We start from the raw sequence: 25443 nt of genomic DNA, 5'->3' as shown, positions 1-25443 counted from the left end.
CACTTTTTCAGGACTAGACAACTATTGCTTTTTTTTTGATTTTATTACTGCTTTATTTCTTACATTAGCATTGAGTTATACCCCAAACTTAACCTAAAAAACACAATATGGTAAAAAAACTACATTTTTTTATAAAAAATCATTTTATAAAATTCTCTATTTTTTCTCTATTCTTTTTATCCATAAGTAGTTATTCACAGTGTACAGGTACTGATGCCAGTATAACCATTTGTGATATTCAAAATCCAGTTCATAAAAATATTAATCTTTTTAATCTACTTGGTGGTTCACCAACTGCGGGTGGAACATGGATTGATAATTCAAAACCATTAGAGGAAAGTATTTTTGACGGAATGCTGGATGCTCAAACATTACGAGAAAGTGGTATTTACACATTTACCTATGTTCAGGATCCTTCTGCTTGTGCCGATAATGAAGCTACAGTTACAGTAAAAATAGGTCCTTACACAGGAGTTCCTAGTCCAAATATTTCTATTTGTAATGATGTAGAGGCATTTAATTTATTTGCTGCTTTTGATGGAACTCAATTAGCGCCACTTCAAAACGGATTTTGGACTGCTAATACAACTTCATTATCATTATCAGGAAATATAATTAATCCAAAAGCTTTAGGAGTGGGTACCTATTCTTATACTTATACGATTCCAGCTTTAGAAAATTGTCCTGCACAATCAGCTTCGGTTATGGTATCTGTTTTTAGAAAACCAATATCAGGGGAACCTTTACATTTAAGAATTTGTAGTACTGATAATATGTCGGCTTATACTAATTTAAATTTAAATGATAGACTTTCTGGTGAAGATACAGGAGGAAGATGGAGTGATTTATCAGGGACTAATGAGATAACTAGTTCTACTGATAACAGAATTAATGTTCAAAGAATTTATAATACTTTTGGTGCAGGAACATATAATTTTGTTTATACCGTTTTATCAGTAAATCCAATTTGTACTGAATCCAAAACTCAGGTTGAAATTATTATTGATAAACCATTGGATTTTACAGGAAGTACCTTAGTAGTGAATTCGGATATTTGTGAAAATCAAATCGCTACAGCTAATTATATAGCGATTCTAAAAAGAGGTTTACAACCAATTCCTGATGGAAATTATGATGTTACTTACAGCATTAATAACGGAACAACTGTAAATAGTTTTACTGTAAATAGTGATTTTTTAGCAGGAGATTTTACTTTTAATATAGATCGCGTCAATTTACCAGTTATTGGCAATTATACATTTAGCATTACCAATATTAGAAGTACTACATCGTTAAATGTTTGTACTAATATTTTAGGTACTATTTCGGATGTTTTAACGATCTCTCCGTTACCAAGTGTTAATAATGCTACTGTAACAATTGATCCGGTTTGTAAAGGGTTGTCTGCTCAGGGCGAGATTTCAGGCAACACTAATTTGACTAATGGAAATTATCGTATAACTTATAATTTGTCAGGAGATAACGTAGTTTCAAATCAGCAATTGGATTTTACGGTTACTAATGGTGTGGGGCTTTTTACAATACCCGCTAATTTGATTCCCAATGCTGGTACCAATACTAATTTCACAATTACTAATATCACGAATCTAACTACTGGCTGTATTAATACGGCTTCTTTATCAAAAGTATTTACAGTTAAACCTTTAGCTAATATTGCTGCAGTTGTAATAAATGTCAATAATATTTGTGTCAATCAGCAAGCAAATATTCAGCTTTCAGGATTAGGAAGTTTGACAAATATCACGGTGAATTATTCATTAACTGATGCTAATGTACTTTCGAATCAAAGTATTACACTTGTAGTCAATGCAGGAAATGCCAATTTTACTATTCCGGCTTCATCATTTACTAATGCAGGAAGTACTATATTGATATTGAATTCGATATTAGATAATTCAAATGGTTGTACTGCCGTTGCTTTAAATAAATCGAAAGCCTTTTTGGTAAGTGCTATTCCTGCAAATCCGGTAAGTAATAATTTCAGTTTTTGCAAAAATGATTTGGCTACTATTGCCAGTTTAACGCCAAGTGGTTCACAATACCAATGGTTTAATTCTGTTTCAAGCACTACACCTTTGAATAGTACGACACTATTAGTTGCAGGAACTTATTACGTAAAAGAAGTCAATACGACTACAGGATGTGAATCGGGTAGAACAGCGGTTTCAGTAACGATTAATACAGGGGATTCGCCAACATTAGATACTGATGGTCACATTTTTTGCGGATTGGACAAACCAACAATTCAAAATTTAAGCGATAAAACAAATGCCAGCGGAATTTTATACTGGTTTGATGCCGCTACCAATGGTAATCAATTAACCTCGGATGTAGTTTTGACAGAAGGAAAAACTTATTATGCGTATAATTTTTCAACTGCAACAAATTGTTATTCGGATCCTTTAGAAGTTACGGTTTCGCTTTCAAATTGTAATGTTACCCCGGATTTTTTCATTCCTGATGGATTTTCTCCAAATGGAGATCAGGTAAACGATGTGTTTAGAATTCCTAAAATTGAATTTATCTATCCTAATTTTAGTTTAGAAATTTACAATCGTTATGGGAATTTACTCTTCCGAGGAAATAAAGAAAAACCAGAATGGGACGGTCGAAATTCTGATTATAGAATAGGAATTGATGGAATTGCGCCTAACGGAGTTTACTTTTATGTTCTTTATTTAAACAAAGACAATAAAAAGCCAATTCAAGGAAGATTATATCTAAACCGATAATTGATTTATTACATTTAAACTAGACTTCGAATGAAAAAAATAATACTAAGTATTAGTCTTTTATTGTTTGTAATAAAGGCTTCTGCTCAACAAGATCCAGAATATACACATTATATGTACAATATGAATATTGTCAATCCGGCGTATGCAACAGGCACTCAGGCTATGTTGGATTTAGGTATTCTATATCGCTCGCAATGGGCAGGAGCTGTTGGAGCTCCTAAAACCTTTAACTTTTTTGGACACACTTCTTTGACAAAAAAAGTAGAAATGGGACTTTCGGTAATTTCAGATGACATAGGTGACGGAGCTAAAAAAGAAGATAATTTCTATGCTGATTTTGCTTATGTTTTAGATTTAGGCAGTAAATCAAAATTATCATTAGGAGTAAAAGCCGGATTTACTTCGTTTAAAACTAATTTTAACGGATTCAAATTTGAAAGCGGTGATTCATCCACAGATCAGGCATTTGCTGAAAATGTAAATAGTATTTTTCCAAATGTAGGAGTAGGTGCTTACTATTTTACGGATAATTATTATTTAGGATTATCGGCTCCTAATTTATTTTCGTCAAAACATATTGAAGAAAGTTCGGGAATTAATGCCTTTGGTTCTGAGAAACTTCATGTTTTTTTTACAGGTGGATATGTCTTTAATTTATCAGATTCCTTTAAACTAAAGCCGGCATTTATGTCTAAAATTGTTGCTGGTTCGGCAGTTTCATTAGACCTTTCGGCTAATGTATTATTTAATGAAAAATTCGAATTAGGTGCTTCTTATAGATTTAATGATGCTGTAAGTGGTTTGATGAGTATAGCAGTTTCGTCTAGTATTCGTGTGGGTTATGCTTATGATTACACGACTTCTAATTTTGGTCAGTTCAATTCAGGAACACATGAAATGTTTTTGTTGTTTAATTTGGATTTATTAGGCAAAGGATATGAAAAATCACCAAGATTCTTTTAATATGACAGCAATGAAAAGAATATACGTTATTATAATTGTACTTACACTACAATTCACCCAGGCACAAGATTTAAAAAGAGCCAAAAACTTATTTGAAAGAACGTATTACAGCGAAGCCATTCCTGTATATGAAGATATTATTGAAAATAACCGTTCTTTTGAAGTAGTTAGAAACTTAGCTGATGCGTATTATTATACTAATGATTATGCCAATGCGCAAAGACAATATCGTTTTCTGATTTCAAGATTTCCCGAAGCTGCTACGGCCGAATATCATTTCAGGTATTCGCAAACATTAAAAGCATTTGGAAATTATGAAGAAGCTAATAAAGTAATGCGTGATTATTTTGTAAGTAACAATAATCAAAAAGCTGTAGAAAAACTGGATAAAGACATTAATGTTTTAGAAAATATCTCCGCATTAGGCAATAGATTCAACATTAAAAACATGCCAATAAACACGCCTAATTCTGAATTTGGAGCAGTAGAATATGGTCAAAAAATAGTTTTTTCGGGAGTTACCAGAAAACCCTATACTTTCGAAAAAGTGTACAAGTGGAATAATGAAAGTTACCTTGATTTAATGTCGGTTCCTGTCAAATATCCTAAGGTTGATTCTATTCGAAAATTTGCCATAGAATTGGCATCACCATTGCATGAAGCTAATGCTGTTTTTACTAAAAATGGAAAGACGGTTTATTTTACCCGAAATAATTCTAAAAACGGAGTAAAACTTAAAAATGATAATAAGGTTTCGACCCTGAAAATTTTTAAAGCTGAATTAATCAACGGAAAATGGAAAAACATTACCGCTTTACCATTTAATAGTGATAATTATTCGGTAGAGCATCCAGCGTTGAGTAATGACGAAAAAACCTTGTATTTTGCTTCTGATATGCCTGGATCTTTAGGCTCATTCGATATTTATAGTGTAGCAATTTTAGGCTCTGATTATGGAACACCAAAAAATCTTGGACCAACAATTAACACTGATAAGAAAGAGCAATTTCCGTTTGTTTCAAAAGATAACAAATTGTATTTTTCTTCAAATGGACATGCGGGTTATGGATTTCTGGATGTTTTTGTTTCCGAAATAAAAAACAATGAATTTATGGTACCTCTAAATGTTGGATTACCAATTAATTCAGGATATGATGATTTTTCATTTGTGATAGATTCAGATACTAAACACGGATATTTTGCTTCGAATAGAAAAGGAGGAAAGGGAAGTGATGATATTTATGAACTTAGTGAAATTCAGCCTTTGGTGGTTGAAAATTGTATGCAGTATATTTCAGGAATTATTTCTGATGTTGATTCTAAACTTCCGTTAGCAAATGCAAAAGTGAGTCTGCAAGATGCCGGTAAAAAAGAAATAGAAGCTATTTTTACTACTGCTGACGGACGTTTTTCTTTTGATGTAGATTGCGATAAAAGCTATACCGTCCATGCTTCAAAAGAGAACTATTCTAAGGAATTTAAGTTGTTGAAATTATACAAAGACAGAAAGAAAGTAAATGATGCTTCGATGGCTTTAAAATCAGCTGAAAGTATTAAAAAAGAAACAATTGCTCTTGAGCAGCAAAAGAAGAAAGAAGCATTAGAAGCTATAGAATTAAAGAAAAAAGAGGCTGTAATTATTGCTCAAAAAGTAAAAGCAGAAAAAGAATTAGTGGCTAAAAAATCGGCTGAAGCAGCTGAAATTAAGAAGAAAGAAAAAATAGCTACTATTGTTGCTGTCGAAAAAGACATTGTAAGGGACAAAGACAGATTGTTGATTAAAACGGATCCTATTTATTTTGATTATGATTTATGGTACATTCGAAAAGAGTCAAAAACTATTTTGAACAGAGTAATCGAATTAATGAAAAAATACCCGGAAATGGTGGTCGAAATTGGTTCTCATACGGACAGTCGTGGAAATGATCAATACAATTTAGATCTTTCGGCAAAAAGAGCTAATTCGACCAGAGAATATTTCATTAATCAAGGTGTTCCAGCTGAAAGAATTTTTGCCAAAGGATACGGCGAAACAGTTCAAATTGTAAAATGTATTCCAATTGAATCTTGTAACGAAGAACAGCATGAATTAAACAGACGAAGTGAATTTGTAATCAAAAATCTCTAGTCAAATGAGTTTATAGATTGAAAAAGGTTTCTAAAAATAAATTATTTTAGAAACCTTTTTTTTATGTAAATTCCTATGAATTTTATATATTTAAAATCTAATTAATAACTAAAAAATTATGGAAGAAACGACAGCATTTGAAGATTTTGATTTACGACTTACAGAAGAATCGAAATCATTTTTAAAAGAAACCGCTAAATGGGCCTATTTTTTATCCATTGTAGGTTTTGTAGGAGTAGGAATATTAGTTTTGTTTGCTTTATTTTTCGGAACTATATTTTCTAAATTAAGTTCTTTTGGAGGGAATTCAACACCAATGCCTATGATGGCGGGAGGTTTTATTACGGTTTTGTATCTTGTTATAGCTGTAATTTATTTTTTTCCGGTTTATTATCTTTTTCAATTTTCATCTAAACTTAAAATAGCTTTTAATAACATTGATAATGAACAATTAACCGCCTCTTTCGAAAATTTAAAATCGCATTATAAGTTCATGGGAATTTGTGCTATTGTGATGATTTCACTTTATGGTGTTATATTTTTATTCTCATTGATAGGATTAGCATTTGCAGCTTAAATCACTAATAATATAAATTTTAAAAGCTCAATTTTCGGAATTGAGCTTTTTTATATAGAGATACTAGTTTTTAAATCTTAAAGGCTTTTAGGTTTTAAAAATTATATCGGTTTTTCAACTTCATAATAAAGAGATGATAAAATTTCATTTATAGAAAAATAGGCTCCACAAACAAATTCGTCAGCTGCTCCGTAATAAATAGTTAGCTTATCACCATCAGTAACATGACCATTGGTAAAAACAACATGTCCAAAAAAACCGCTCAATTCATAATTTTCCTGTGGTTTCATGATAGGTTCCTTTGTTCGGGCGATTACCTTTGCTGGATTTTCAAGATCCATTAAAAAAGCGCCTAATGCATATTGATGTTCTGCATTGGCACCGTGATATATTTCGAGCCAGCCTTTTTCTGTTTTTATGGGAGCTGCACCTGCACCAACTCTTGCACTGTCCCAAAATCCCTGACGCGATTTTATAATACACTGATGATTTCCCCAGTGGATACCATCAGGCGATTCGGCAAGCCAAATATAATTTCCTCCAATGATTGGACTGGATGGTCGGTGCAAGGCGTAAAATTTACCACCAATCAGTTCTTCAAAAATGGCACAATCTTTATTGTGTGGCGGGAAAATCATTCCTTTGAAATCAAAATTTTTCCAGTCTTTTGTAGTGCGTAAACCAACGCCAACACCACTTTCTGAAACTGCTGTGTAAGTAAGGTAATAAGTGTCATCTAATTTACTTACCCTACAATCTTCTATTCCATATTGTTCCAAAGTTCCAACTGCAGTTAGAAGACTATTTTCAGGTTCATAAAATTTTTTGCCATCGTCACTGCATAATAATCTGAAGTGGGAAAGAGTAGTCAGATAATCAAGACCTTTATATTTAACCACTCTGGCATCATCGTAAACCAAATCAGGATCGTTGAGTGGAATTTCGATAATTTCGATTTTGCCTAATGAGTTAACAATAGGAAAAAAGATTACTCCTTCTTTTTGTGCCATGCTTTCGGCTACACGAACCACTAACCAGGTTTTATTTTCGAAAGTAAAAACACCAGGATTTAAAAGGCTTATTATTTGTAAATCGGGTGTACTGGCTCGTAAATCTTTTGGCAGTAATAATGGATTTTCAGGAAAGCGTTGGGCAATATCACTCATGGTTTATTTTTTTGTATGATTGAGATTTTTTCAGTTTTTATAATTCTTTCGAATATTGAAAGTATAAAATAAATCAAAATGATTCTGGAAAAATTACATAATCAAGTGTATAAGCTTATAAAATTTTAATGGTTAATTGTTTGCTGATGAGTTTTTTACAATTCTGTTTTAATAATTGTAATAAAAAAGATTATTTTTTTAAAACCAAAGTCAAGCTGCTATCGTAAATGCCTTTATATAACTTTAAAAAACATATTTATGAAAACTACAAAATTTTTATCCGTAGCATTTTTTACATTAGTATTAGGAGCAACTTCTTATGCTCAAAAAGCAGTAACAGTAGGTGGAGCACCTATGTATCCTAATAAAAATATTATTGAAAATGCTGTAAATTCTAAAGATCATACAACATTAGTAGCGGCGGTAAAAGCAGCCGGATTAGTAGAAACTTTACAAGGCAAAGGACCTTTTACTGTTTTTGCACCAACTAATGCGGCTTTTAATAAATTACCAAAAGGAACAGTTGATAATTTATTGAAACCGGAAAATAAAAAAATGTTGCAAACTGTTTTAACTTACCATGTAGTTGCAGGAAAATGGAACGCAGCTGATATTGCAAAAGCCATCAAAGAAGGAAAAGGAAAAGCTACTTTAAAAACTGTAAGTGGCGGTACTTTGACAGCCTGGATGAAAGGTAAAAAACTATACATTACTGATGAGAAAGGTTCGGCTTCAGAAGTTACAATTGCTGATGTAAATCAATCTAATGGAGTGATTCATGTTGTTAATACTGTATTGTTGCCAAAATCATAGTTGTTTGTTATTAATAGGTTACAAATGAAAAACCCATTCGCCTCGGCGAATGGGTTTTTTTATAGATTTCTTCAAGATTTTTATCTCAAACTTGCTCCAAGTTCAGTTTCAAAATTCTTTTGCAGTTTGCCCATGATTTTATCAATTTGAGCATCAGTAAGTGTTTTTGAATCGTCCTGAAGAGTAAAACTTAAAGCATAAGACTTTTTACCTTCAGGAAGATTTTTGCCTTCGTACACATCAAAAAGATTGATATTCTTCAATAAACTTTTTTCAGTTTGTCGGGCAATGTTATAAATACTATCGTAGCTTATATTTTGATCAATTAATAAAGCTAAATCTCTTCTTACTTCAGGATATTTAGTGATTTCGCTGTATTTGATTTTGTTAGGAATAGTTTTTAAAACGGCTTCCCAATTAATATCAGCATAGAAAACTTCTTGTTTGATTCCAAAATGTTTCAGAATAGATTTTTTTACTACACCAAATTCAACCAAGTCAGTATGGCCGGTTCCAAGAGCAATTCCTTCAGAGAAAACATCTGATTTTACTGGAGAACTTTGTATTTTTTGAATTCCTAATCTCGAAAATATTCCTTCTACATAACCTTTAAATAAAAAGAAATCAGATGGTTTTTGTGGATTAGTCCAGTTTTCCTGATTTTTATTTCCCGTTAAAAATAGCGTAAGATGTTTGTGCTCTTCGTATCCGGAAAGGAATTTATGGTATGATTTTCCAAATTCGAATAATCTTAAATCGGCATTTTTTCGATTAATATTATAAGCAATAGCTTCTAATCCCGAAAACAATAATGATTGACGCATAGTTGCTAAATCATTACTCAATGGATTCAACATGGTTACATTGTGCTCTTCTTTCAGCATTTCAGAAAGCTGAATGTAAGAAGCTGTCGTCAATGAATTTGCCATCATTTCGTGGAATCCCTGAGAATTCAATTGGTTTCCAACGATATTTTGCAATTTATAATCTTCGTTTCTAGGAGCATTAAAAACCGTAGCGTTTAATTTATTAGAAAAATCAATTTTGTTGTAACCGTAAACTCTTAAAATTTCTTCGATAACATCAATTTCTCTTTGAACATCTACACGGTAAGCAGGAATTGTTAATCCTAAACCAGCATCCGAAACACTATTTACTTTTATGTCTAATGAAACTAAGATTTGCTTAATAGTATCTTTTGGAATTTTTTGACCAATAATTTTAGTAACCTTGTCAAAATTTAAAAACACTGAGAAATCGTCTACTTTTTTAGTATTGATATCTACAATCTCTGAAGTGATTTGTCCACCAGCTACTTCCTGAATTAATAAAGCGGCACGTTTTAAAGCATAAGCTGTAATACTAGGATCGATTCCTCTTTCAAATCTAAAAGAAGCATCTGTATTTAATTGGTGCCTTTTGGCCGTTTTTCTAACGCTTACAGGATTAAAATAAGCACTTTCCAAGAAAATAGAAGTGGTATTATTAGTAACTCCCGAATTTTGTCCGCCAAATACCCCTGCAATACACATAGGTCCTTTTTCGTCACAAATCATTAAATCTTCTTCATGTAAAGTTCTTTCTACGTCGTCCAGAGTTGTGAATTTTGTTCCGGCTTCAACTGTTTTTACATGAATTTTTCCGTTGATTTTTGCAGCATCAAAAGCGTGTAATGGTTGTCCTAAATCATGTAAAACATAATTAGTAACATCAACAACATTGTTTTTTGGATTAATTCCAATAGCTTTTAAGCGATCTTGTAACCAAGCTGGAGAAGGTTTTACAGTAATTCCTGAAATGGTAACTCCGCAATATCTTGGCGCTAAAAGTGGTGCATCCACTTTAACGTCAATTTTTAAAGTACGCATATCGACTCTAAAATTACTTACCGATGGAGTGATTAATTCGACACTTACGCCATTTTGTAATAATCCTGCTCTTAAATCTCTTGCTGTACCTAAATGACTCATGGCATCGGCACGATTTGGCGTTAAGCCTATTTCGAATACTTCGTCATTTTCTATTTTGAAAACTTTGGCAGCCGGAGTTCCAGGAACTAAATCCTGATCAAGAACCATAATTCCGTCGTGGCTTTCTCCAAGACCTAATTCGTCTTCGGCACAAATCATTCCGTGACTTTCCTGTCCGCGGATTTTTCCTTTTTTTATGGTAAATGAATTTCCTTCTTTATCGTATAAAACGGTTCCAATGGTAGCTACAGGAACTTTTTGTCCTGCTGCAACATTACTGGCTCCACATACTACTTGTATTGGTGTTCCGGTTCCTATATCAACGGTAGTTACTTTTAATTTGTCGGCATCAGGATGTTTTTCGCAAGTAAGTACATGACCTACTACAATACCTTCTAATCCTCCTTTTACTGATTGGTATTTTTCAACTACTTCTACTTCAAGACCTAAATCAGTCAATAATGCTGCTGTTTGTTCTGAATTCCAATCGGTTTTAATGAATTGTTTTAACCAGTTGTATGATATTTTCATTTGTAAATTTTAATAAGGTTGCAAATATAAACATTGTCAACCGAGCTTCAAAGTTATTAAACCCAGATTTTGTTATTTAAAATCAATGTTTTTTCGAATGTTAATAAAACTGATTTTATAAAATCTAAATAATTTCCTCAATATGTTTTTTGATGTTTTCGGCAATTTTGGTAGTTGGTAAATCATTTGCATCAAGACCAAAAGGTTCTTCGATTTCTTCGGCAATTAATTCTAAACTGGCCAATACATAAAAAATAAAAACAACCACAGGAATGACAAAATAGCCAAGATTAAACACATAACCAAAAGGCAAAGTCATAACATAAAAAAAGATGAATTTTTTAAGAAAAGCACTATATGAATAGGGAATAGGAGTGTTTTTTATACGTTCACAAGCACCACAAATATCAGTGAAAGATTGTAACTCATTATTTAAAATAATTAATTGATCTCCTGTAATTTTTTGATGCTTATAAAGTTCGTTGATTTTTATAAAAAGCATTTTGGCTACCTGATTTGGCCTGTGCGTATGAGGATCATTGGGTAAAGTAATGTTTTCGGCTAATTGTTTGCTTGTTTCTTCATCTTTTAAATGTTTGTCTAAAATAGAAGCATAAACAGGAATGATTTTTCGAAAAAACGCACGGTCTTTTTCATCTTCAACAATTGCATTGAGTTTCAAGGCTAGATTTCGACTGTTATTAACTAATGAACCCCATAATTTTCTACCTTCCCACCAGCGATCATAAGCGGTATTCGTTCTAAAAACTAATAAAAGCGAAATTACAAAACCCAGTATGCCGTGCATCATTGAAATGTTTTTGACATGACTTTCGTCAGGCAAATCCCAGTACTCCAGTTCGAGATAAGCAATAGCGGCAGCATAGGCTGCAATGGCTATTAATAATGGAGAAAGCTGCCTAAAAGTATCTGCTTTATGAAAACGAAAAACAAAGGCAGTCCAGCCTTTTGGATTATATGAAATCATGAGTGTCAATTTTGAGTAAATGTAATTTTTAAATTGACATCTTTATTAACTCGATTGAAAAAAAATAAGCCTCAAATACTACTTTTTAAAGTACTATTTGAGGCTTATAATTTTAGCGTAGAACTTAGTATTAATAATCCAGATTTCCAGCTAATTCTTTTAATGAAATTTCAGATAATTTAGCTTGAAATTGCGCATTTGTATAACGCACGGTAGCGTTTACATAATTTAATTGTGCGGTTCTAAACTCTAATGTGGTGATGGTACCAATGTGGAATTTATCTAATGTAATTGACAGGTTTTGCTTAGCAATTGATTGGTTGTTTTTTTCTAATTCGATGAGTTCTAAATTAGTCAAATACGTTTGATAAGCCGTTGCTAATTGCGTTTCAATATTCAAATTTTGTTGGTCAATTTGTAATTTTGCATTTTCAATGGCTAAATGGGCTATTTTTTCGTTTCGATGCTGTCTAAAACCGTCAAATACATTCAATGAAGCTGTAAATCCATAATTAAATCCTCTTGAAGAAGACTGGGTTGTAAACCCTAAACTGGATTCGGTTTCACTAAAATTATAACCTGAGGTTAATCTTATTGTAGGATATCGGGTTGCTCTTGCTTGTTTTAACTGTAATTCTGCTACTCTTTTATTGATGATTTGGGCTTCTAATTGGGGATTTTGCTTTTGTGCTAAATTGTTTAATTCGGCTAATTTTAAATCACCATCAACTTTAAAAATAGTAGTTACTGTAAAATCAGTTTTGGTGTCTCGAGCCAGAATTTGGTTCAATAAAATTTTAGTATTGGCAAAAAATTCCTTCTGTTTCAGTAAAGTCACTTTATCAGTATTCAAATCTACCTGAGCATTTAAAACCTCTAATTTTGATGCTTTTCCAATACTGAATCTGTTTTGTGCTAAATCCAATCTTTGGTTAGAAATTACCAGTGTAGAATCTAATGCGGCTAATTGCTGTTGCTGTTGTACCAAATCATAATAAGTAGCATAGACATCTGAAATTTTAGTTAATATGCTCAGCTTTAATTCTGATTCTCCTAATTTTTGAAGTTCTTCAAACTGCTCTTTTCTTGCAAACATACCCATTCCGTCAAAAATAGTCCAGCCTAAACTTACACCGTAATTCAGACTGTTATTTTTAGCGTTATTCAAACTGTTTTCGGTACCATCTAAACGGATTTGTGATAAATTTTGAATATTATTATTATCTACAACATTAGCCGTCAGGGTAGGAAGCATACCAGCATTTCCAATAGCATTATTAGCTTGATATACTTTTAAATCATTGCTGGCAATTCTTATTTCATAATTGTTTTCTAATGCCATTTTTATAGCATCTTCTATAGATAAGGATTGTTGTGCATTTGTTTTTACAATGCAAATCAAGAATAAAAGGAGACTGTGAATGACTATTTTTTTATTCATAATACGTTTTGCTGTTAGCATAAATTATTTACTCTCTTTTTCGTATTCGTCAATACGATCAAATTCCGGATAGTGTTTTTTAGCTCTGGACCACATAAAATAAAGAGCCGGGATAACAAATAAGGTTAAAATTAAAGAGAAAATAGTCCCTCCTACAATAACCACTCCCATCCCAATTCTACTAGTTGAGGCTGCTCCAAGTGACATAGCAATAGGTAAAGCTCCTAAGGCAATGGCTAAACTGGTCATTAAAATAGGACGTAAACGTGCTTCTGAAGCTTCCATAATGGCGTCGTATTTTGATTTTCCCTGTTCCCGTAATTGATTAGCAAATTCGACAATTAAAATTCCGTTTTTGGTAACTAAACCAATAAGCATTACGGTACCAATTTGACTAAAAATATTCCAGGTTTGATTAAATAACCACAATGAAAATAAGGCTCCGGCAACCGCCATAGGAACGGTAAGAATGATAATTAACGGATCAATAAAACTTTCAAATTGTGCTGCCAAGATTAGAAATATTAATAATAATGCCAGTCCAAATGCAAAAGAAGTATTCGAGCTACTTTCGACAAAATCTCTAGATTCTCCACTTAAATCAGTAGTAAAAGTACTGTCGAGCACTTTATTTTTTATTTCGTTCATAGTATTAATTCCGTCGCTAATACTTTTTCCTGGCGCTAATCCAGCCGAAACCGTTGCCGACATGTAACGGTTATTATGGTACAATTGTGGTGGATTACTTTGCTCTTCAATACGAACTACATTATCCATTTGAATCAATTCGCCTTTATTATTTTTGACAAAAATAGAAGTTAAATCAAGTGGTTTCGAACGGTCTTCCTGATTAAATTGTCCTATTACCTGATATTGTTTTCCGTTTTTAATAAAATAACCAAAACGTTGTCCGCTTAGCGAAAGTTGTAAGGTTTGAGCAATATCCAGAATAGAAATTCCTAAACTTTGCGCTTTAGCACGATCGATAGTGACATTAATTTCGGGTTTGTTGAATTTCAAATTCACATCGGTAATCGAGAAAACATCGCTTTTACCTACTTCTTCCATAAAAAGAGGAATTTTTTCACGCAGTTTTTCAAATGTTGGCGCCTGAATAATGTATTGAATTGGCAAACCACCACGTCTGTTTACAGCAATGGTAGGCTGCTGAATTACTGATGTTTTAGCATTAGGATATTGTTTAGTCCATTTTGATAATTTATCAGCAATATCTTTTTGAGAAGCTTCTCTTTCGCTGGCATCTTTTAATGCTAACCGAACCATTCCAGTGTTGACAGAAGCAGCACCAAAACTAGGTGAAGAAATAACCAGACTTACTTTTTTTTCAGGAATCGAATCATCAACTAATTTTGAAATTTCCTGCATAAAGCGATCGGTATATTCATAGGTAGAACCTTCAGGAGTTGTCATACGCATGGTAACCGAACTACGATCATCATAAGGAGCAGTTTCTTTTGGAAGTATCGTAAAAAACAAATAAATAATTCCAAAACAAACAATCAAAATAGGAAAACTAATCCATTTTTTAGCCATAAAACCTTTCAAAGAATCAGCATAACCGCTATTTAATTTTTCGAAAAAAGGTTCGGTTTTTAGATAAAATTTAGATTTTTTCTGTTCGCCGCCTTTCATTAAATAAGCATTTAACATAGGTGTTAATGTTAATGCCACAAAAGCCGAAATTAATACGGCAGCTCCTATGACGACTCCAAATTCTCTAAAGAGTCGCCCAACGAAACCTTCGAGAAAAATTACAGGAAGAAACACCGCTGCAAGTGTTACCGAAATCGAAATTACAGCATAGAAAATTTCGTTAGAACCTTTGATGGCAGCCTCAATAGGCGTCATGCCTTCTTCAACTTTTTTGAAAATATTTTCGGTAACTACAATTCCGTCATCAACCACTAATCCTGTTGCCAAAACGATAGCTAAAAGTGTCAACACATTAATTGAAAATCCGAAAAGCCACATGATAAAAAACGTAGCAATTAACGAAACCGGAATATCAATTAAAGGACGGAAAGCTATAGCCCAATCTCTAAAAAATAAATAAATAATGATAATTACCAATACGATCGAAATTCCTAAGGTTTCGACTACTTCCCATACTGATTTTTTTACAAAAGCCGTATTGTCAAGCGCAATATCGATTTTCATGTCTTTAGGTAAATCATTTTTTAGAGCTTCGTATTTTTTGTAAAATTCTTTCGAAATATCTAAATAATTAGCTCCCGGCATTGGAACAATAGCCAGACCAATCATAGGAAGTCCTGATTGTGTCATTTGGGTTTCTACGTTTTCGGCATCAAGTGTAGCATTTCCTACATCGCTAAAACGAACAATTTTATCTCCTTCGGTACGAATAATGATGTTATTAAATTCTTCAGCAGTAGATAAATTACCAATGGTTTTTACCGTTAACTCCGTATTATTTCCGGTTAGTTTTCCAGATGGTAATTCTACGTTTTGAGCATTTAAGGCATCGCGCACTTCGGCAACGGTACAGCCATAAGCTGCTAATTTTACAGGATCAATCCATAAACGCATGGCATAGCGTTTTTGTCCCCAAATTTGGATTCCGCTTACTCCCGGAATCGTTTCTAACCGTTGCGAAATAACATTTTCGGCATAATCACTTAGTTCTAATGAGTTTCTGGTGTCGCTTTGAAGTGTCATCGAAATGATGGACTCACTATCGGCATCGGCTTTAGAAACTACAGGTGGAGCATCGATATCTTTAGGTAAATTTCGAACGGCTTGCGAAACTTTGTCACGTACATCATTAGCAGCACTTTCAAGGTCTTTATCTAAATTAAATTCGATAGTAATATTGCTGCTTCCCTGATTACTGGAAGAGGTAATATTTCGAACACCATCAATAGCATTTACTGCTTTTTCCAGCGGTTCGGTAATTTGGGATTCGATAATATCAGCATTAGCTCCGGTATAATTTGTTCGAATAGAAACTTGTGCAGGATCTATCGAAGGAAATTCTCTGACGCCTAAAAAAGTATAGCCAATAAAACCAAATATTATAATTAAAAGGTTTAAAACTATTGTTAAAACAGGTCTTCTTATACTTGTGGTGGATAAACTCATTGAGATTGCAGATTTGTGATTTTAGATTTTTTAATTTGAATCTTTCTTCTTTTAAAATCTATTTTACTTTCACTTTTACAGGAGTATCGTTTTTTAAGGACATTACACCACTGGTTATCAAAGTGTCTCCTTGGTTTAATCCTGAAAGAATTAAAATCGAAGCATCGGTTCTGGTGCTGGTTTCTACCATTATTTCTTTGGCTTTACCCATATTCGAAATAAAAACTTTTTTTCCTTCCTGTACAGGAACGATGGCTTCTGTAGGAATTACAATGGCTTCGTTAACGATGTTGAGTGGCAGTTTTACATCGGCAAAAGTTCCTGGAAATAGTTTTCCATCAATATTATCAGCAATAGCGCGAATTTTTAAAGTACGTGTGGTTACTTCAACTTCGGGCTCAATGGCATATATTTTTGCAGTATATTTTTTAGTAGAACCTGAAACAGTAATTTCGATTAGAGTACCCATTTTTATCTGAGCTGCATATTTTTCAGGAATTGAAAAACTGATTTTTACTTTTTCGATATTAACTAATTTAGTGACTAAAACGGTAGGAGTGATGTAAGTTCCTTGTGAAATAGAACGTAATCCAATTTTTCCCGAAAACGGCGCTCTTACCGAAGTTTTAGCTATTTGGGCTTTTATTAACTGACTTTGTGCTTTTGCCGAAGCATATTCTGCTTTTGCAATATCGTATTCTTCCTGACTTATAGCTTCTTTTTGTAATAAAAGATTGGCTCGGCGTTCATTTTCTCCAGCCAGTTTTTCTTTGGTAATTGTTTGGCTTAATTGCGCTCTTAGTTCGGTATCATTAACCTTAAAAAGTAATTGTCCTTTATTGATATTACTACCTTCTTTAAAATTAATACTTTCTACAATTCCTGAAACTTCTGAGCGGATTTCTACTTGTTCATTGGCTTCAATAGAACCTGATAAGGATAAATTATTATCAAAAGTTTGTGGTTTTATGACTATTCCGTTTACTGCAATTGGACTTTTCTTATCTGACTTGTCTTTAGAATTTTCAGATTTTTTTTTATTTTCCATAATTCGATAGGTGACAAAAGCACCAAAGCTGATAATCAGTAAAGCGTAAACTAAGTTTTTTATTTTCATAATGATGAGGGAGAGAAGAATTTAAGATGGTTTTTTATAGTCAGTTTTTATGGTTGTAATTTAGCTTTGATATCATTTTTTACGAAAGGTTTATTTAGTTTTTATAAAAAAAATAAAACATTCTGTTTTTTGAAGATGACAGCTTTAAAATTAGTCTTTTAACTGATATAATTCCAAATATTTTTTTTCTTTGTTAATTCCATATAAACAGCTCTTAAAACGGCATGTTCCGGTTTTTGCAAAGGCGCATCATCTGAAAGAATTTTTATAGCATGAGCTCTTGCAAGAGATAGAATTTCTCTGTCTTTAACAATATCGGCGATTTGAAGATTGAGTACGCCGCTTTGTTGCGTTCCCATAAGATTTCCTGGTCCACGGAGTTTTAAATCAACTTCGGCAATTTCGAAGCCATCATTTGTACGCACCATGGTTTCCATTCGGGTTTTGCTGTCGGAACTTAATTTGTGATCTGTAATCAGGATGCAATAACTTTGCTCAGCACCACGACCAACACGTCCGCGTAATTGATGCAGCTGTGAAAGACCAAAGCGTTCGGCACTTTCGATAATCATTACCGAAGCATTTGGAACATTTACTCCAACTTCAATTACTGTTGTAGCCACCATAATATTCGTTTTTCCTTCGGAAAATCGTTTCATTTCGGCATCTTTATCGGCAGGTTTCATCTTGCCGTGAACAATAGAAATGGCATATTGCGGTAACGGAAAATCTCTGGAAATACTTTCGTAACCATCCATTAAATCCTTATAATCCATTTTTTCTGATTCCTGAATTAATGGATAGACAATGTAAATTTGGCGGCCAATAGCAATTTCGTCCCGAATAAATTTCCAGATTTTTAAACGATTGCTATCGTAACGATGCACGGTTTGAATAGGTTTTCGGCCAGGCGGCAATTCGTCAATAACTGAAATATCTAAATCGCCATACAAACTCATAGCTAGAGTTCGCGGAATAGGAGTAGCGGTCATGACCAAAATGTGTGGCGGAACATTGTTTTTTTTCCATAATTTAGAACGTTGTTCTACCCCAAATCGGTGTTGCTCATCAATAATTGCTAAACCTAAATTTTGGAATTTTACTTTGTCTTCGAGTAAAGCATGTGTGCCAATAAGAATTTGCAAACTTCCATTTTCAAGTTCTTCATGAATGATTTTTCTATCTGAAGTTTTACTTGAACCAGTAAGTATTTTAATATTTATATTTAGTTTTTTAGCTAATTCTGAAAGCCCAATAAAATGTTGATTTGCTAAAATTTCGGTAGGTGCCATTAAGCAGGCCTGAAAACCATTATCGATTGCTAAAAGCATACTCATAAAAGCAACGATCGTTTTTCCTGAACCTACATCACCTTGTAATAAACGGTTCATTTGGGCATTACTTCCCATATCAGTTCGAATTTCTTTAATTACTCTTTTTTGAGCATTAGTTAGTTCGAAAGGAAGATGATTCTGGTAAAATTCGTTAAAAAAATGTCCTACTTTATTAAATGGAAGCCCTTTAATTTTATGTTTCTGAATTAGATTTTTCATTATTAGCTGGATCTGAATGAAAAATAATTCTTCAAATTTTAATCGAAATTGGGCTTTTGCCAAAGCATCGGCACTTTTAGGAAAATGGATATTAAATAGCGCGGCATTTTTTGGAATTAACTTCAATTCCTGCGTTAAATAATCGGGTAAAGTTTCTGTAAATAAGGCTTGTGTCTCTAAAAACAATTGCTGCATCATTTTGTTAATCACCCGGTTTGAAATGCCTCGATTCGTCAAGGTTTCAGTCGAAGGATAAACAGGCTGCATGGCTGAACGTAAACTTTGTTCGTGTTCGCTCCACAATTCAATTTCGGGATGCGCCATATTGTACATGTTGTTAAACGAAGTACATCTTCCAAAAATGACAATAATTTGGTTTAGCTTTAAAGATTCCCGAATCCATTTGTGTCCCTGAAACCAAACCAATTCCATTTGACCTGTGTCGTCTACAAAAGTAGCGACCAGACGTTTTCGGCCTTTAGCAAATTCGACTGTTTTTATATTGATGATTTTACCAATAATTTGAACTTCGGCAATGTTATTTTGTAACTCGTTTATTTTATAATAGCGGGTTCTGTCGATGTAGCGATTTGGATAAAAATTTAGTAAATCAGCATATTTATAAATCCCCAATTCCTTTCGAAGTAATTCACCTCTGCTGGGACCAACGCCTTTAAGGTATTCGATAGGAGTAAGTAGGAGATTGTTAGAAGACATGAATTGATTTTAGATTTTAGATTGCTTCAATCTTTAAATTTTAAAGAACGAAGATAGTTTATAATTAGGAATTCTGAAAATGTGCATTTGTGATTTACTATCGTTTTATTCGACGATAATTGAAAATATCGTTTAATTAAGCGATAATTAAAAATATCGTTTTATTTGACGATATTTTTGTATATTGCATAAAAATAAAAATATGAAAGCAGTAATTACCGGAGATATTATGCATTCGAGAAAATTGGCTTCGGAAATATGGCTAGCTGATTTGAAAAATATTTTAAGTGTATATGGAGATGAACCTAAAGATTGGGAAATTTTTAGAGGAGATAGTTTTCAGTTGCTTATTCCTGCCGAAGATGCACTTGAAATAGCCTTGTTAATTAAAGCAAGCATTAAGCAGCATAAAGTACTAGATGTACGAATGGCAATAGGGATAGGAGATGTTAATCATGCTGCTGATAAAATAACAGAGTCAAATGGTACTGCTTTTATTAATTCAGGGGAATGTTTTGAGGTTTTGAAAAAACAAACGTTAGGAATACAAACTCCCTGGACTGAATTTAATGCTACTTTTGAGGTTATTTTTTCTTTTATGCTTATGATTACTGACAACTGGACAAGTACTTCGGCAGAGATTATTAAAAAAGCTTTAGAAAACCCAGAGATTAATCAGCATCAATTGGCTACTATTTTGAATAGAAAAAGTCAAAGTTCCATAAGTGCTTCGCTAAAAAGAGCTGGTTATGAAGAGATCAAGAATATGATTGCTTTTTACAAACAAGAAATTAAAAAACAATGGTAGTACTATTTTTAAGTTTGCTTTTAGCGCATTTATTAGGTGATTTTTTATTGCAGCCTACAACTTGGGTAAATGATAAAAAGAAGAGAAAAATCAGGTCAAAATATTTGTATTATCATATAGGAGTACATTTGTTGTTATTGCTTATTGCGACACAGTTTAGTTTTAAATATTTATTGGCTGTAATTTTAATTGCATTGAGTCATTTTGGAATTGATTGTGCCAAATTGTATTTCGAAAAAAAGAAAACAGCAAAAACATGGTTTTTTATTGATCAATTGTTGCATTTAATGGTGATTACTTGTATTGTTTATAGTTATTTTCCGTTCGAAATTTCTATAGAAAATTTGTATTCGCAACAAAATTTAGCCTTGATAACTGCATTGCTTTTGGTAACTTATGTGAGTGCTATAATTTTAAAGGTATTATTATCTAAATGGAGTGAACAAATTGTAAAGGTTGATGCGGGGAATACTAATAATGCAGGGAAATATATCGGAATTCTGGAACGGTTATTTATCTTCTTTTTTGTGGTGTTGAATTTCTGGGAGGGAATTGGTTTTTTGTTGGCAGCCAAGTCTATTTTTAGGTTTGGTGATTTAAAAGAATCGAAAGATGTTCGCTTGACCGAGTATATTTTAATAGGAACTTTGTTAAGTTTTGGATTTGGGATTTTGTGTGCGATGTTTTATAAGAGTTTTATAGTTTAACCAAATTGCGGAATTTTTACCGCAAAGTTTCGCAAAGCTTCATAAAAAAAAATAATAATCTGTAAAAAAAGTTTCGCAAAGTCTTAAAAAAACTTTGCGAAACTTTTGTGAACTTTGCGGTAGGTAAAAAATTAAACAGGAATTTGCTGACTTAAACAATGTAAGGTTCCAAACCCCCATATTAGGTCGATAGCGCTAATTCCAATAATTTCTCTATCAGGAAAGCATTCTGCTAAGATGTTTAAAGCTACGCGATCATTGGCATCGTTGAATGTTGGTACTAAAACGCAGTTGTTTAAAATCAGGAAGTTAGCATAACTTGCTGGTAAACGTAAATCTTCAAAATCTAAGCGTTTTGGCATTGGTAAAGCAACGATTACAGGCGATTTTCCGTTTTCTAATTTAGCATTTTGTAAACGCTTTAAATTGTCTTGTAAGGGTGCGTAGTTGTTATCGTTTTTGTCGGTTTCTACAATAGTTACAATAGTATCTTCGTTGATGAATCGTGCTAAATCGTCAATGTGGCCATGAGTATCATCACCTTCGATTCCATCACCAAGCCAAATCACATTTGTAACTCCTAAGTATTCTTTAAAAACGGCTTCGTAATCTTCTTTAGTAAAACCAGCATTGCGTACCTGGATATCAGGATGCATTAAGCATTCTTCTGAAGTTAATAAAGTTCCTTTTCCGTTTACATCAATAGCACCACCTTCAAGGATTACAGGTTTTCCTTTGTATATTACTTGTGTAAGCGGTATGTTTAAAGTGTCTGCAATTTTTGCAGGAACGTGTTTGTCTAACTGATAATTGGAATATTTGGCCCAACCATTAAAATTAAAGTTTAAAGCTTCTCTTTTTCCATTATTGAAAACTACAATAGGTCCTGAATCACGCATCCAGCTTCTATTCGTTTTTTGGATGATAAATTCAACTGCATTAAGATTTACTCTTGCTCTGTCTAGCATATCACTTAATTTCTCTTTGAGTTTTTCATCAGCAACGATTAAAAATACAGTTTCGTATGTGCTTACTTTTTTAATGAATTCGATAAAAGCCCATTGAATTGCTTCATATTTCCCTGGCCAATCTTTACCGTTATGTGGAAAACAAAGTAAAATTCCTTGTTGTTTTTCCCATTCAGCAGGAAATCTTCTGTTAGTTGTAGTCATAAAAAAGGCTTAATTTGTTTTAAGAATGCAAATATAATCATTCAAAAAGAATTTAAAAGTGTTTAAAAACTGCCTGATAAATAAAAAATAACATTTTTTTAAGAAGACGTGAATTAAGTCTTAATGTTTTGATAATCAGTTTAATTGTAGCTTTTTCATTATGATTTAACTAACGTTGTGAATATAAATCTTAATAAAAATGGGAATTATATAACTATAAAATAACAATTATCAGAATTATATGATTTATATTTGCACTGATTTCAAAAAATAAATTAAAAATTAATAATCATGAAAAAGAAATTCGCATCAATATCTTTGTTGTTATTATCGTTCGCTGCAAGTGCCCAAGATGTTTCAACAACGTCAGTAAAAAGTAGTATTGAAAAAGATCCATTCGATAAATGGTCTATTGAACTAAATGGTGGTGTAAACAAACCATTAAGAGCTATGACAGCAGGTTATTCTACTGCTACTCTTAATCTTTTTCACGCTGATTTAGGAGCAAGATACATGTTTAATCCTAAATTTGGTTTGAAACTTGATTTTGGATATGACAAATTTCAAGAGCGTGATAATACAGCACCTTTTGAAACTACATTACTTAGAACAAGTTTACAAGGAGTTATAAACTTAGGAAGAACATTAAACTTTGAAACTTGGACTAATACAATTGGTTTATTAGCACATGGAGGTTTTGGTGTTTCTCAATTAAGCGCTGATAACGGGTTTAATGGGAAAGATTACATGGGACATGGTATCCTTGGTTTGACTGCTCAGGTTAAATTAGGTAACAGTGTTGCTTTAACAGGTGATTTAAGCGGATTAGTTTACGGAAGACAAAACTATAATTTTGATGGAAAAGGTTTAGCAAGAACTGGAGCTCTTGACGGAGTAACTCTTAATGCTTCTATCGGTTTAACTTTTTACTTAGGTAAAAACGAAAAACATGCTGACTGGTATTCAAAAGATAAATACGATGCATTAGACGAAAGATTAACTTTAGTTGAAACAGGTATTCTTGATTCAGATAATGACGGTGTAGCTGATTTATACGATTTAGAATCAAATACTCCTGCAGGTGCTACTGTTAATACAAAAGGTCAATCTATTGATAAAAACCAAAATGGTGTTCCAGATTCATTGGAAACTTATTTAGATAACAAATATGGACAAAACACAACTAACAACGCTACTAACAGTACAGTTGAAGAGTTGATTAACGGTGGATATGTAAATGTTTATTTTGATTTTAATTCATCAAAACCAACAAATACATCATTATCTGGAGTTGATTTCTTAGTGAAATACTTGAAAAATAATCCATCTAAGAGCGCTGAAGTTTTAGGATATGCTGATGAAATTGGTAACTCAAGCTACAACCAACAATTATCTCAAAAAAGAGCTGAAGCAGTTAAAAGTGTTTTAATTAATGCTGGAATTGATGCTTCAAGATTAACTGTTAAAGGTAATGGAGAAGATGCTTCTGTAAATAAAAATTCTCAAGAAGCACGTCAAATCGTAAGAAGAGTTACTTTCAGAGTGAAGTAATTAATTTTATAAATAAATTTTAAAAAAGGCTGTTTCAATTATTGAGACAGCCTTTTTTTATACCTGCAACTAATATCATATTTTTAGGCGGGATGTAAATATTTTATAATGTCATTATTCGAAATCTACTTTAGTTTAAAAATAGAAATAATACTATAAAATTAAATTTTATTATAGCTACTTTTATTTAGTATAGGTGAAAAAAAAAATTGCAATTTTTAACAGAATATGCTTCCGAAGGAATTCTTTTATTCCAGCAGCTAAAAGCTTAACAAAAAGGAGTTTAGTTATTGAGTAGTGAAGGAGATGGAACAATAAAAATATACCAGCCTAGTTTGAACTGATCTTTGAATTACAGATAGCAAAAAGGGGAAAACGAATAGTTTTCCCCTTTTTTATTCTAAAAAAATATCTTTCTAATTAATAGCTCTTTTAGTAATTTCCCCAAAAGCATCAATTCTTCGGTCTCTAAAGAACGGCCAGTTCTGACGTACATTTTCCTGCAAATCTAAATCTACCTCAGCAATTAATATTTCTTCTTTGTCATGCGAGGCTTGCGCCAAAATTTCTCCTTGCGGACCAGCAATAAATGAAGCTCCCCAGAATTCAATTCCAGGAGTATCAGGTAAATATTGCTCTAAACCAATTCGGTTTGCAGCAGCAACATAAACACCATTAGCCACAGCATGTCCTTTCATTACATTCATCCAAGCACCATATTGGTTTTCGCCATATTGTTCTTTTTCCTGTGGATGCCAACCAATTGCTGTTGGATAAAATAAAACTTCAGCTCCTTTCAGCGCCGTTATACGAGCTGCTTCCGGATACCATTGATCCCAGCATATTAAAGTTCCGATGTTTCCTTTTTTAGTTGGATTATTTTTAAAACCTAAATCACCCGGAGTAAAATAGAATTTTTCATAAAAAGCAGGATCGTCAGGAATGTGCATTTTTCGGTATAATCCGGCTTCAGTTCCATCAGTGTCGATAATATAAGCGCTATTGTGATAAATTCCTGCCATTCTTTTTTCGAAAAAAGGAACAATGATTACAACTCCTAATTCTTTTGCTAATTCGCTAAAAGCAGTAAAAGAAGTACTGTATAAGGGTTCAGCCAATGCAAAATTGTCAACATCTTCACTCTGACAGAAATAATGACTGCTGTATAATTCAGGTAATGAGATCACTTCTGCTCCTTGTGCAGCTGCATCTCTAACCCAGCTAATACACTTTTTTAGATTATTTTCGGCAATATCATTCAAATTCAATTGAATAACGGCAATTTTGTATTTCTTATTTGACATCTATAAAAATTTAGACTGCAAAAATAGTTATTTTTAGGAAGAGTTGAAATAATAGTATTTG

The 25443-nt window shown here is 32.7% G+C and carries 17 protein-coding genes; 8 read left to right on the top strand and 9 right to left on the bottom strand.

From position 1 onward, the window contains the following. The first annotated feature begins 107 nt into the window (after window positions 1-107). From FEM21_RS02575 to FEM21_RS02560, 4 genes are all read left to right on the top strand, one after another. On the top strand, window positions 108-2753 hold the full coding sequence (locus FEM21_RS02575) for a gliding motility-associated C-terminal domain-containing protein (protein ID WP_035657410.1): 2646 nt from the start codon (window positions 108-110) through the stop codon (window positions 2751-2753). A gap of 30 nt (window positions 2754-2783) precedes the next feature. After that, the gene (locus FEM21_RS02570) at window positions 2784-3719 is read left to right on the top strand and encodes a PorP/SprF family type IX secretion system membrane protein (protein ID WP_035657408.1); all 936 of its coding nucleotides are present in this window, start codon (window positions 2784-2786) and stop codon (window positions 3717-3719) included. A gap of 10 nt (window positions 3720-3729) precedes the next feature. Continuing rightward, the gene (locus tag FEM21_RS02565; RefSeq protein ID WP_035657431.1) at window positions 3730-5847 is read left to right on the top strand and encodes an OmpA family protein; all 2118 of its coding nucleotides are present in this window, start codon (window positions 3730-3732) and stop codon (window positions 5845-5847) included. Window positions 5848-5965: 118 nt separating this feature from the next. Then, window positions 5966-6424 carry a DUF5362 family protein gene (locus tag FEM21_RS02560; protein ID WP_035657404.1) on the top strand — a complete coding sequence of 153 codons (459 nt, stop codon included), beginning with the start codon at window positions 5966-5968 and terminating at the stop codon, window positions 6422-6424. Window positions 6425-6525: 101 nt separating this feature from the next. Here the strand turns inward: FEM21_RS02560 and FEM21_RS02555 are convergent, their stop codons facing one another. Continuing rightward, the gene (locus tag FEM21_RS02555) at window positions 6526-7590 is read right to left on the bottom strand and encodes a glycoside hydrolase family 130 protein (protein WP_035657402.1); all 1065 of its coding nucleotides are present in this window, start codon (window positions 7588-7590) and stop codon (window positions 6526-6528) included. 258 nt (window positions 7591-7848) lie between these two features. On the opposite strand from FEM21_RS02555, the gene FEM21_RS02550 reads away from it, so the two are divergent. After that, complete coding sequence (locus FEM21_RS02550) at window positions 7849-8403, top strand: fasciclin domain-containing protein (protein ID WP_035657401.1); 555 nt, start codon at window positions 7849-7851, stop codon at window positions 8401-8403. Window positions 8404-8483: 80 nt separating this feature from the next. Here FEM21_RS02550 and pheT read toward each other — a convergent pair whose 3' ends face one another. The 6 genes from pheT to recG form a co-directional block, all read right to left on the bottom strand. Then, the gene (gene pheT, locus FEM21_RS02545) at window positions 8484-10904 is read right to left on the bottom strand and encodes a phenylalanine--tRNA ligase subunit beta (RefSeq protein WP_035657398.1); all 2421 of its coding nucleotides are present in this window, start codon (window positions 10902-10904) and stop codon (window positions 8484-8486) included. Window positions 10905-11028: 124 nt separating this feature from the next. Further along, window positions 11029-11892 carry a bestrophin family protein gene (locus FEM21_RS02540; RefSeq protein ID WP_035657396.1) on the bottom strand — a complete coding sequence of 288 codons (864 nt, stop codon included), beginning with the start codon at window positions 11890-11892 and terminating at the stop codon, window positions 11029-11031. A gap of 130 nt (window positions 11893-12022) precedes the next feature. Then, a complete protein-coding gene (locus tag FEM21_RS02535) occupies window positions 12023-13333 on the bottom strand; it encodes a TolC family protein (protein WP_035657394.1) in 1311 nt (436 codons plus the stop codon). A gap of 24 nt (window positions 13334-13357) precedes the next feature. Then, window positions 13358-16453 (bottom strand): efflux RND transporter permease subunit, encoded by a 3096-nt coding sequence (locus FEM21_RS02530; RefSeq protein WP_035657393.1) that lies wholly within the window; start codon window positions 16451-16453, stop codon window positions 13358-13360. Window positions 16454-16511: 58 nt separating this feature from the next. After that, the gene (locus FEM21_RS02525) at window positions 16512-17570 is read right to left on the bottom strand and encodes an efflux RND transporter periplasmic adaptor subunit (RefSeq protein ID WP_035657390.1); all 1059 of its coding nucleotides are present in this window, start codon (window positions 17568-17570) and stop codon (window positions 16512-16514) included. 158 nt (window positions 17571-17728) lie between these two features. Continuing rightward, on the bottom strand, window positions 17729-19840 hold the full coding sequence (gene recG / locus FEM21_RS02520; protein WP_035657387.1) for an ATP-dependent DNA helicase RecG: 2112 nt from the start codon (window positions 19838-19840) through the stop codon (window positions 17729-17731). A gap of 202 nt (window positions 19841-20042) precedes the next feature. On the opposite strand from recG, the gene FEM21_RS02515 reads away from it, so the two are divergent. Both FEM21_RS02515 and FEM21_RS02510 read left to right on the top strand, forming a co-directional pair. Further along, complete coding sequence (locus tag FEM21_RS02515) at window positions 20043-20648, top strand: hypothetical protein (protein ID WP_035657386.1); 606 nt, start codon at window positions 20043-20045, stop codon at window positions 20646-20648. Further along, window positions 20642-21355: a DUF3307 domain-containing protein gene (locus tag FEM21_RS02510; RefSeq protein WP_035657383.1), complete on the top strand. Its 714-nt coding sequence runs from the start codon at window positions 20642-20644 to the stop codon at window positions 21353-21355. The genes FEM21_RS02515 and FEM21_RS02510 overlap by 7 nt, the downstream gene beginning before the upstream one ends. A gap of 131 nt (window positions 21356-21486) precedes the next feature. Here the strand turns inward: FEM21_RS02510 and FEM21_RS02505 are convergent, their stop codons facing one another. Next, window positions 21487-22527, bottom strand: coding sequence for an agmatine deiminase family protein (locus FEM21_RS02505; protein ID WP_035657381.1), 1041 nt, complete (start codon window positions 22525-22527; stop codon window positions 21487-21489). Between the two features lie 291 nt (window positions 22528-22818). Here FEM21_RS02505 and FEM21_RS02500 point away from each other — a divergent pair, with 291 nt between their 5' ends. Next, entirely contained in the window at window positions 22819-24078 is a 1260-nt protein-coding gene (locus FEM21_RS02500; protein WP_035657379.1) for an OmpA family protein, read from the top strand. A gap of 416 nt (window positions 24079-24494) precedes the next feature. On the opposite strand, the gene FEM21_RS02495 is transcribed toward FEM21_RS02500, so the two are convergent. Next, window positions 24495-25382, bottom strand: coding sequence for a carbon-nitrogen hydrolase (locus tag FEM21_RS02495; protein ID WP_035657377.1), 888 nt, complete (start codon window positions 25380-25382; stop codon window positions 24495-24497). Window positions 25383-25443: the final 61 nt, after the last annotated feature.

The sequence above is a fragment of the Flavobacterium seoulense genome (assembly GCF_000695795.1).
In the GTDB taxonomy this organism is placed as follows: domain Bacteria; phylum Bacteroidota; class Bacteroidia; order Flavobacteriales; family Flavobacteriaceae; genus Flavobacterium; species Flavobacterium seoulense.
This window is presented reverse-complemented; position numbering and strand designations above follow the sequence as displayed.

What these genes read in the sequence shown, in the direction of transcription:
- FEM21_RS02505 (WP_035657381.1), bottom strand. Translation starts at nt 22,527, where the DNA reads ATGACTACAACTAACAGAAGATTTCCTGCTGAATGGGAAAAACAACAA.
- FEM21_RS02570 (WP_035657408.1), top strand. Translation starts at nt 2,784, where the DNA reads ATGAAAAAAATAATACTAAGTATTAGTCTTTTATTGTTTGTAATAAAG.
- FEM21_RS02560 (WP_035657404.1), top strand. Translation starts at nt 5,966, where the DNA reads ATGGAAGAAACGACAGCATTTGAAGATTTTGATTTACGACTTACAGAA.
- FEM21_RS02535 (WP_035657394.1), bottom strand. Translation starts at nt 13,333, where the DNA reads ATGAATAAAAAAATAGTCATTCACAGTCTCCTTTTATTCTTGATTTGC.
- FEM21_RS02555 (WP_035657402.1), bottom strand. Translation starts at nt 7,590, where the DNA reads ATGAGTGATATTGCCCAACGCTTTCCTGAAAATCCATTATTACTGCCA.
- FEM21_RS02495 (WP_035657377.1), bottom strand. Translation starts at nt 25,382, where the DNA reads ATGTCAAATAAGAAATACAAAATTGCCGTTATTCAATTGAATTTGAAT.
- FEM21_RS02550 (WP_035657401.1), top strand. Translation starts at nt 7,849, where the DNA reads ATGAAAACTACAAAATTTTTATCCGTAGCATTTTTTACATTAGTATTA.
- pheT (WP_035657398.1), bottom strand. Translation starts at nt 10,904, where the DNA reads ATGAAAATATCATACAACTGGTTAAAACAATTCATTAAAACCGATTGG.
- recG (WP_035657387.1), bottom strand. Translation starts at nt 19,840, where the DNA reads ATGTCTTCTAACAATCTCCTACTTACTCCTATCGAATACCTTAAAGGC.
- FEM21_RS02515 (WP_035657386.1), top strand. Translation starts at nt 20,043, where the DNA reads ATGAAAGCAGTAATTACCGGAGATATTATGCATTCGAGAAAATTGGCT.
- FEM21_RS02500 (WP_035657379.1), top strand. Translation starts at nt 22,819, where the DNA reads ATGAAAAAGAAATTCGCATCAATATCTTTGTTGTTATTATCGTTCGCT.
- FEM21_RS02565 (WP_035657431.1), top strand. Translation starts at nt 3,730, where the DNA reads ATGAAAAGAATATACGTTATTATAATTGTACTTACACTACAATTCACC.
- FEM21_RS02530 (WP_035657393.1), bottom strand. Translation starts at nt 16,453, where the DNA reads ATGAGTTTATCCACCACAAGTATAAGAAGACCTGTTTTAACAATAGTT.
- FEM21_RS02525 (WP_035657390.1), bottom strand. Translation starts at nt 17,570, where the DNA reads ATGAAAATAAAAAACTTAGTTTACGCTTTACTGATTATCAGCTTTGGT.
- FEM21_RS02540 (WP_035657396.1), bottom strand. Translation starts at nt 11,892, where the DNA reads ATGATTTCATATAATCCAAAAGGCTGGACTGCCTTTGTTTTTCGTTTT.
- FEM21_RS02510 (WP_035657383.1), top strand. Translation starts at nt 20,642, where the DNA reads ATGGTAGTACTATTTTTAAGTTTGCTTTTAGCGCATTTATTAGGTGAT.
- FEM21_RS02575 (WP_035657410.1), top strand. Translation starts at nt 108, where the DNA reads ATGGTAAAAAAACTACATTTTTTTATAAAAAATCATTTTATAAAATTC.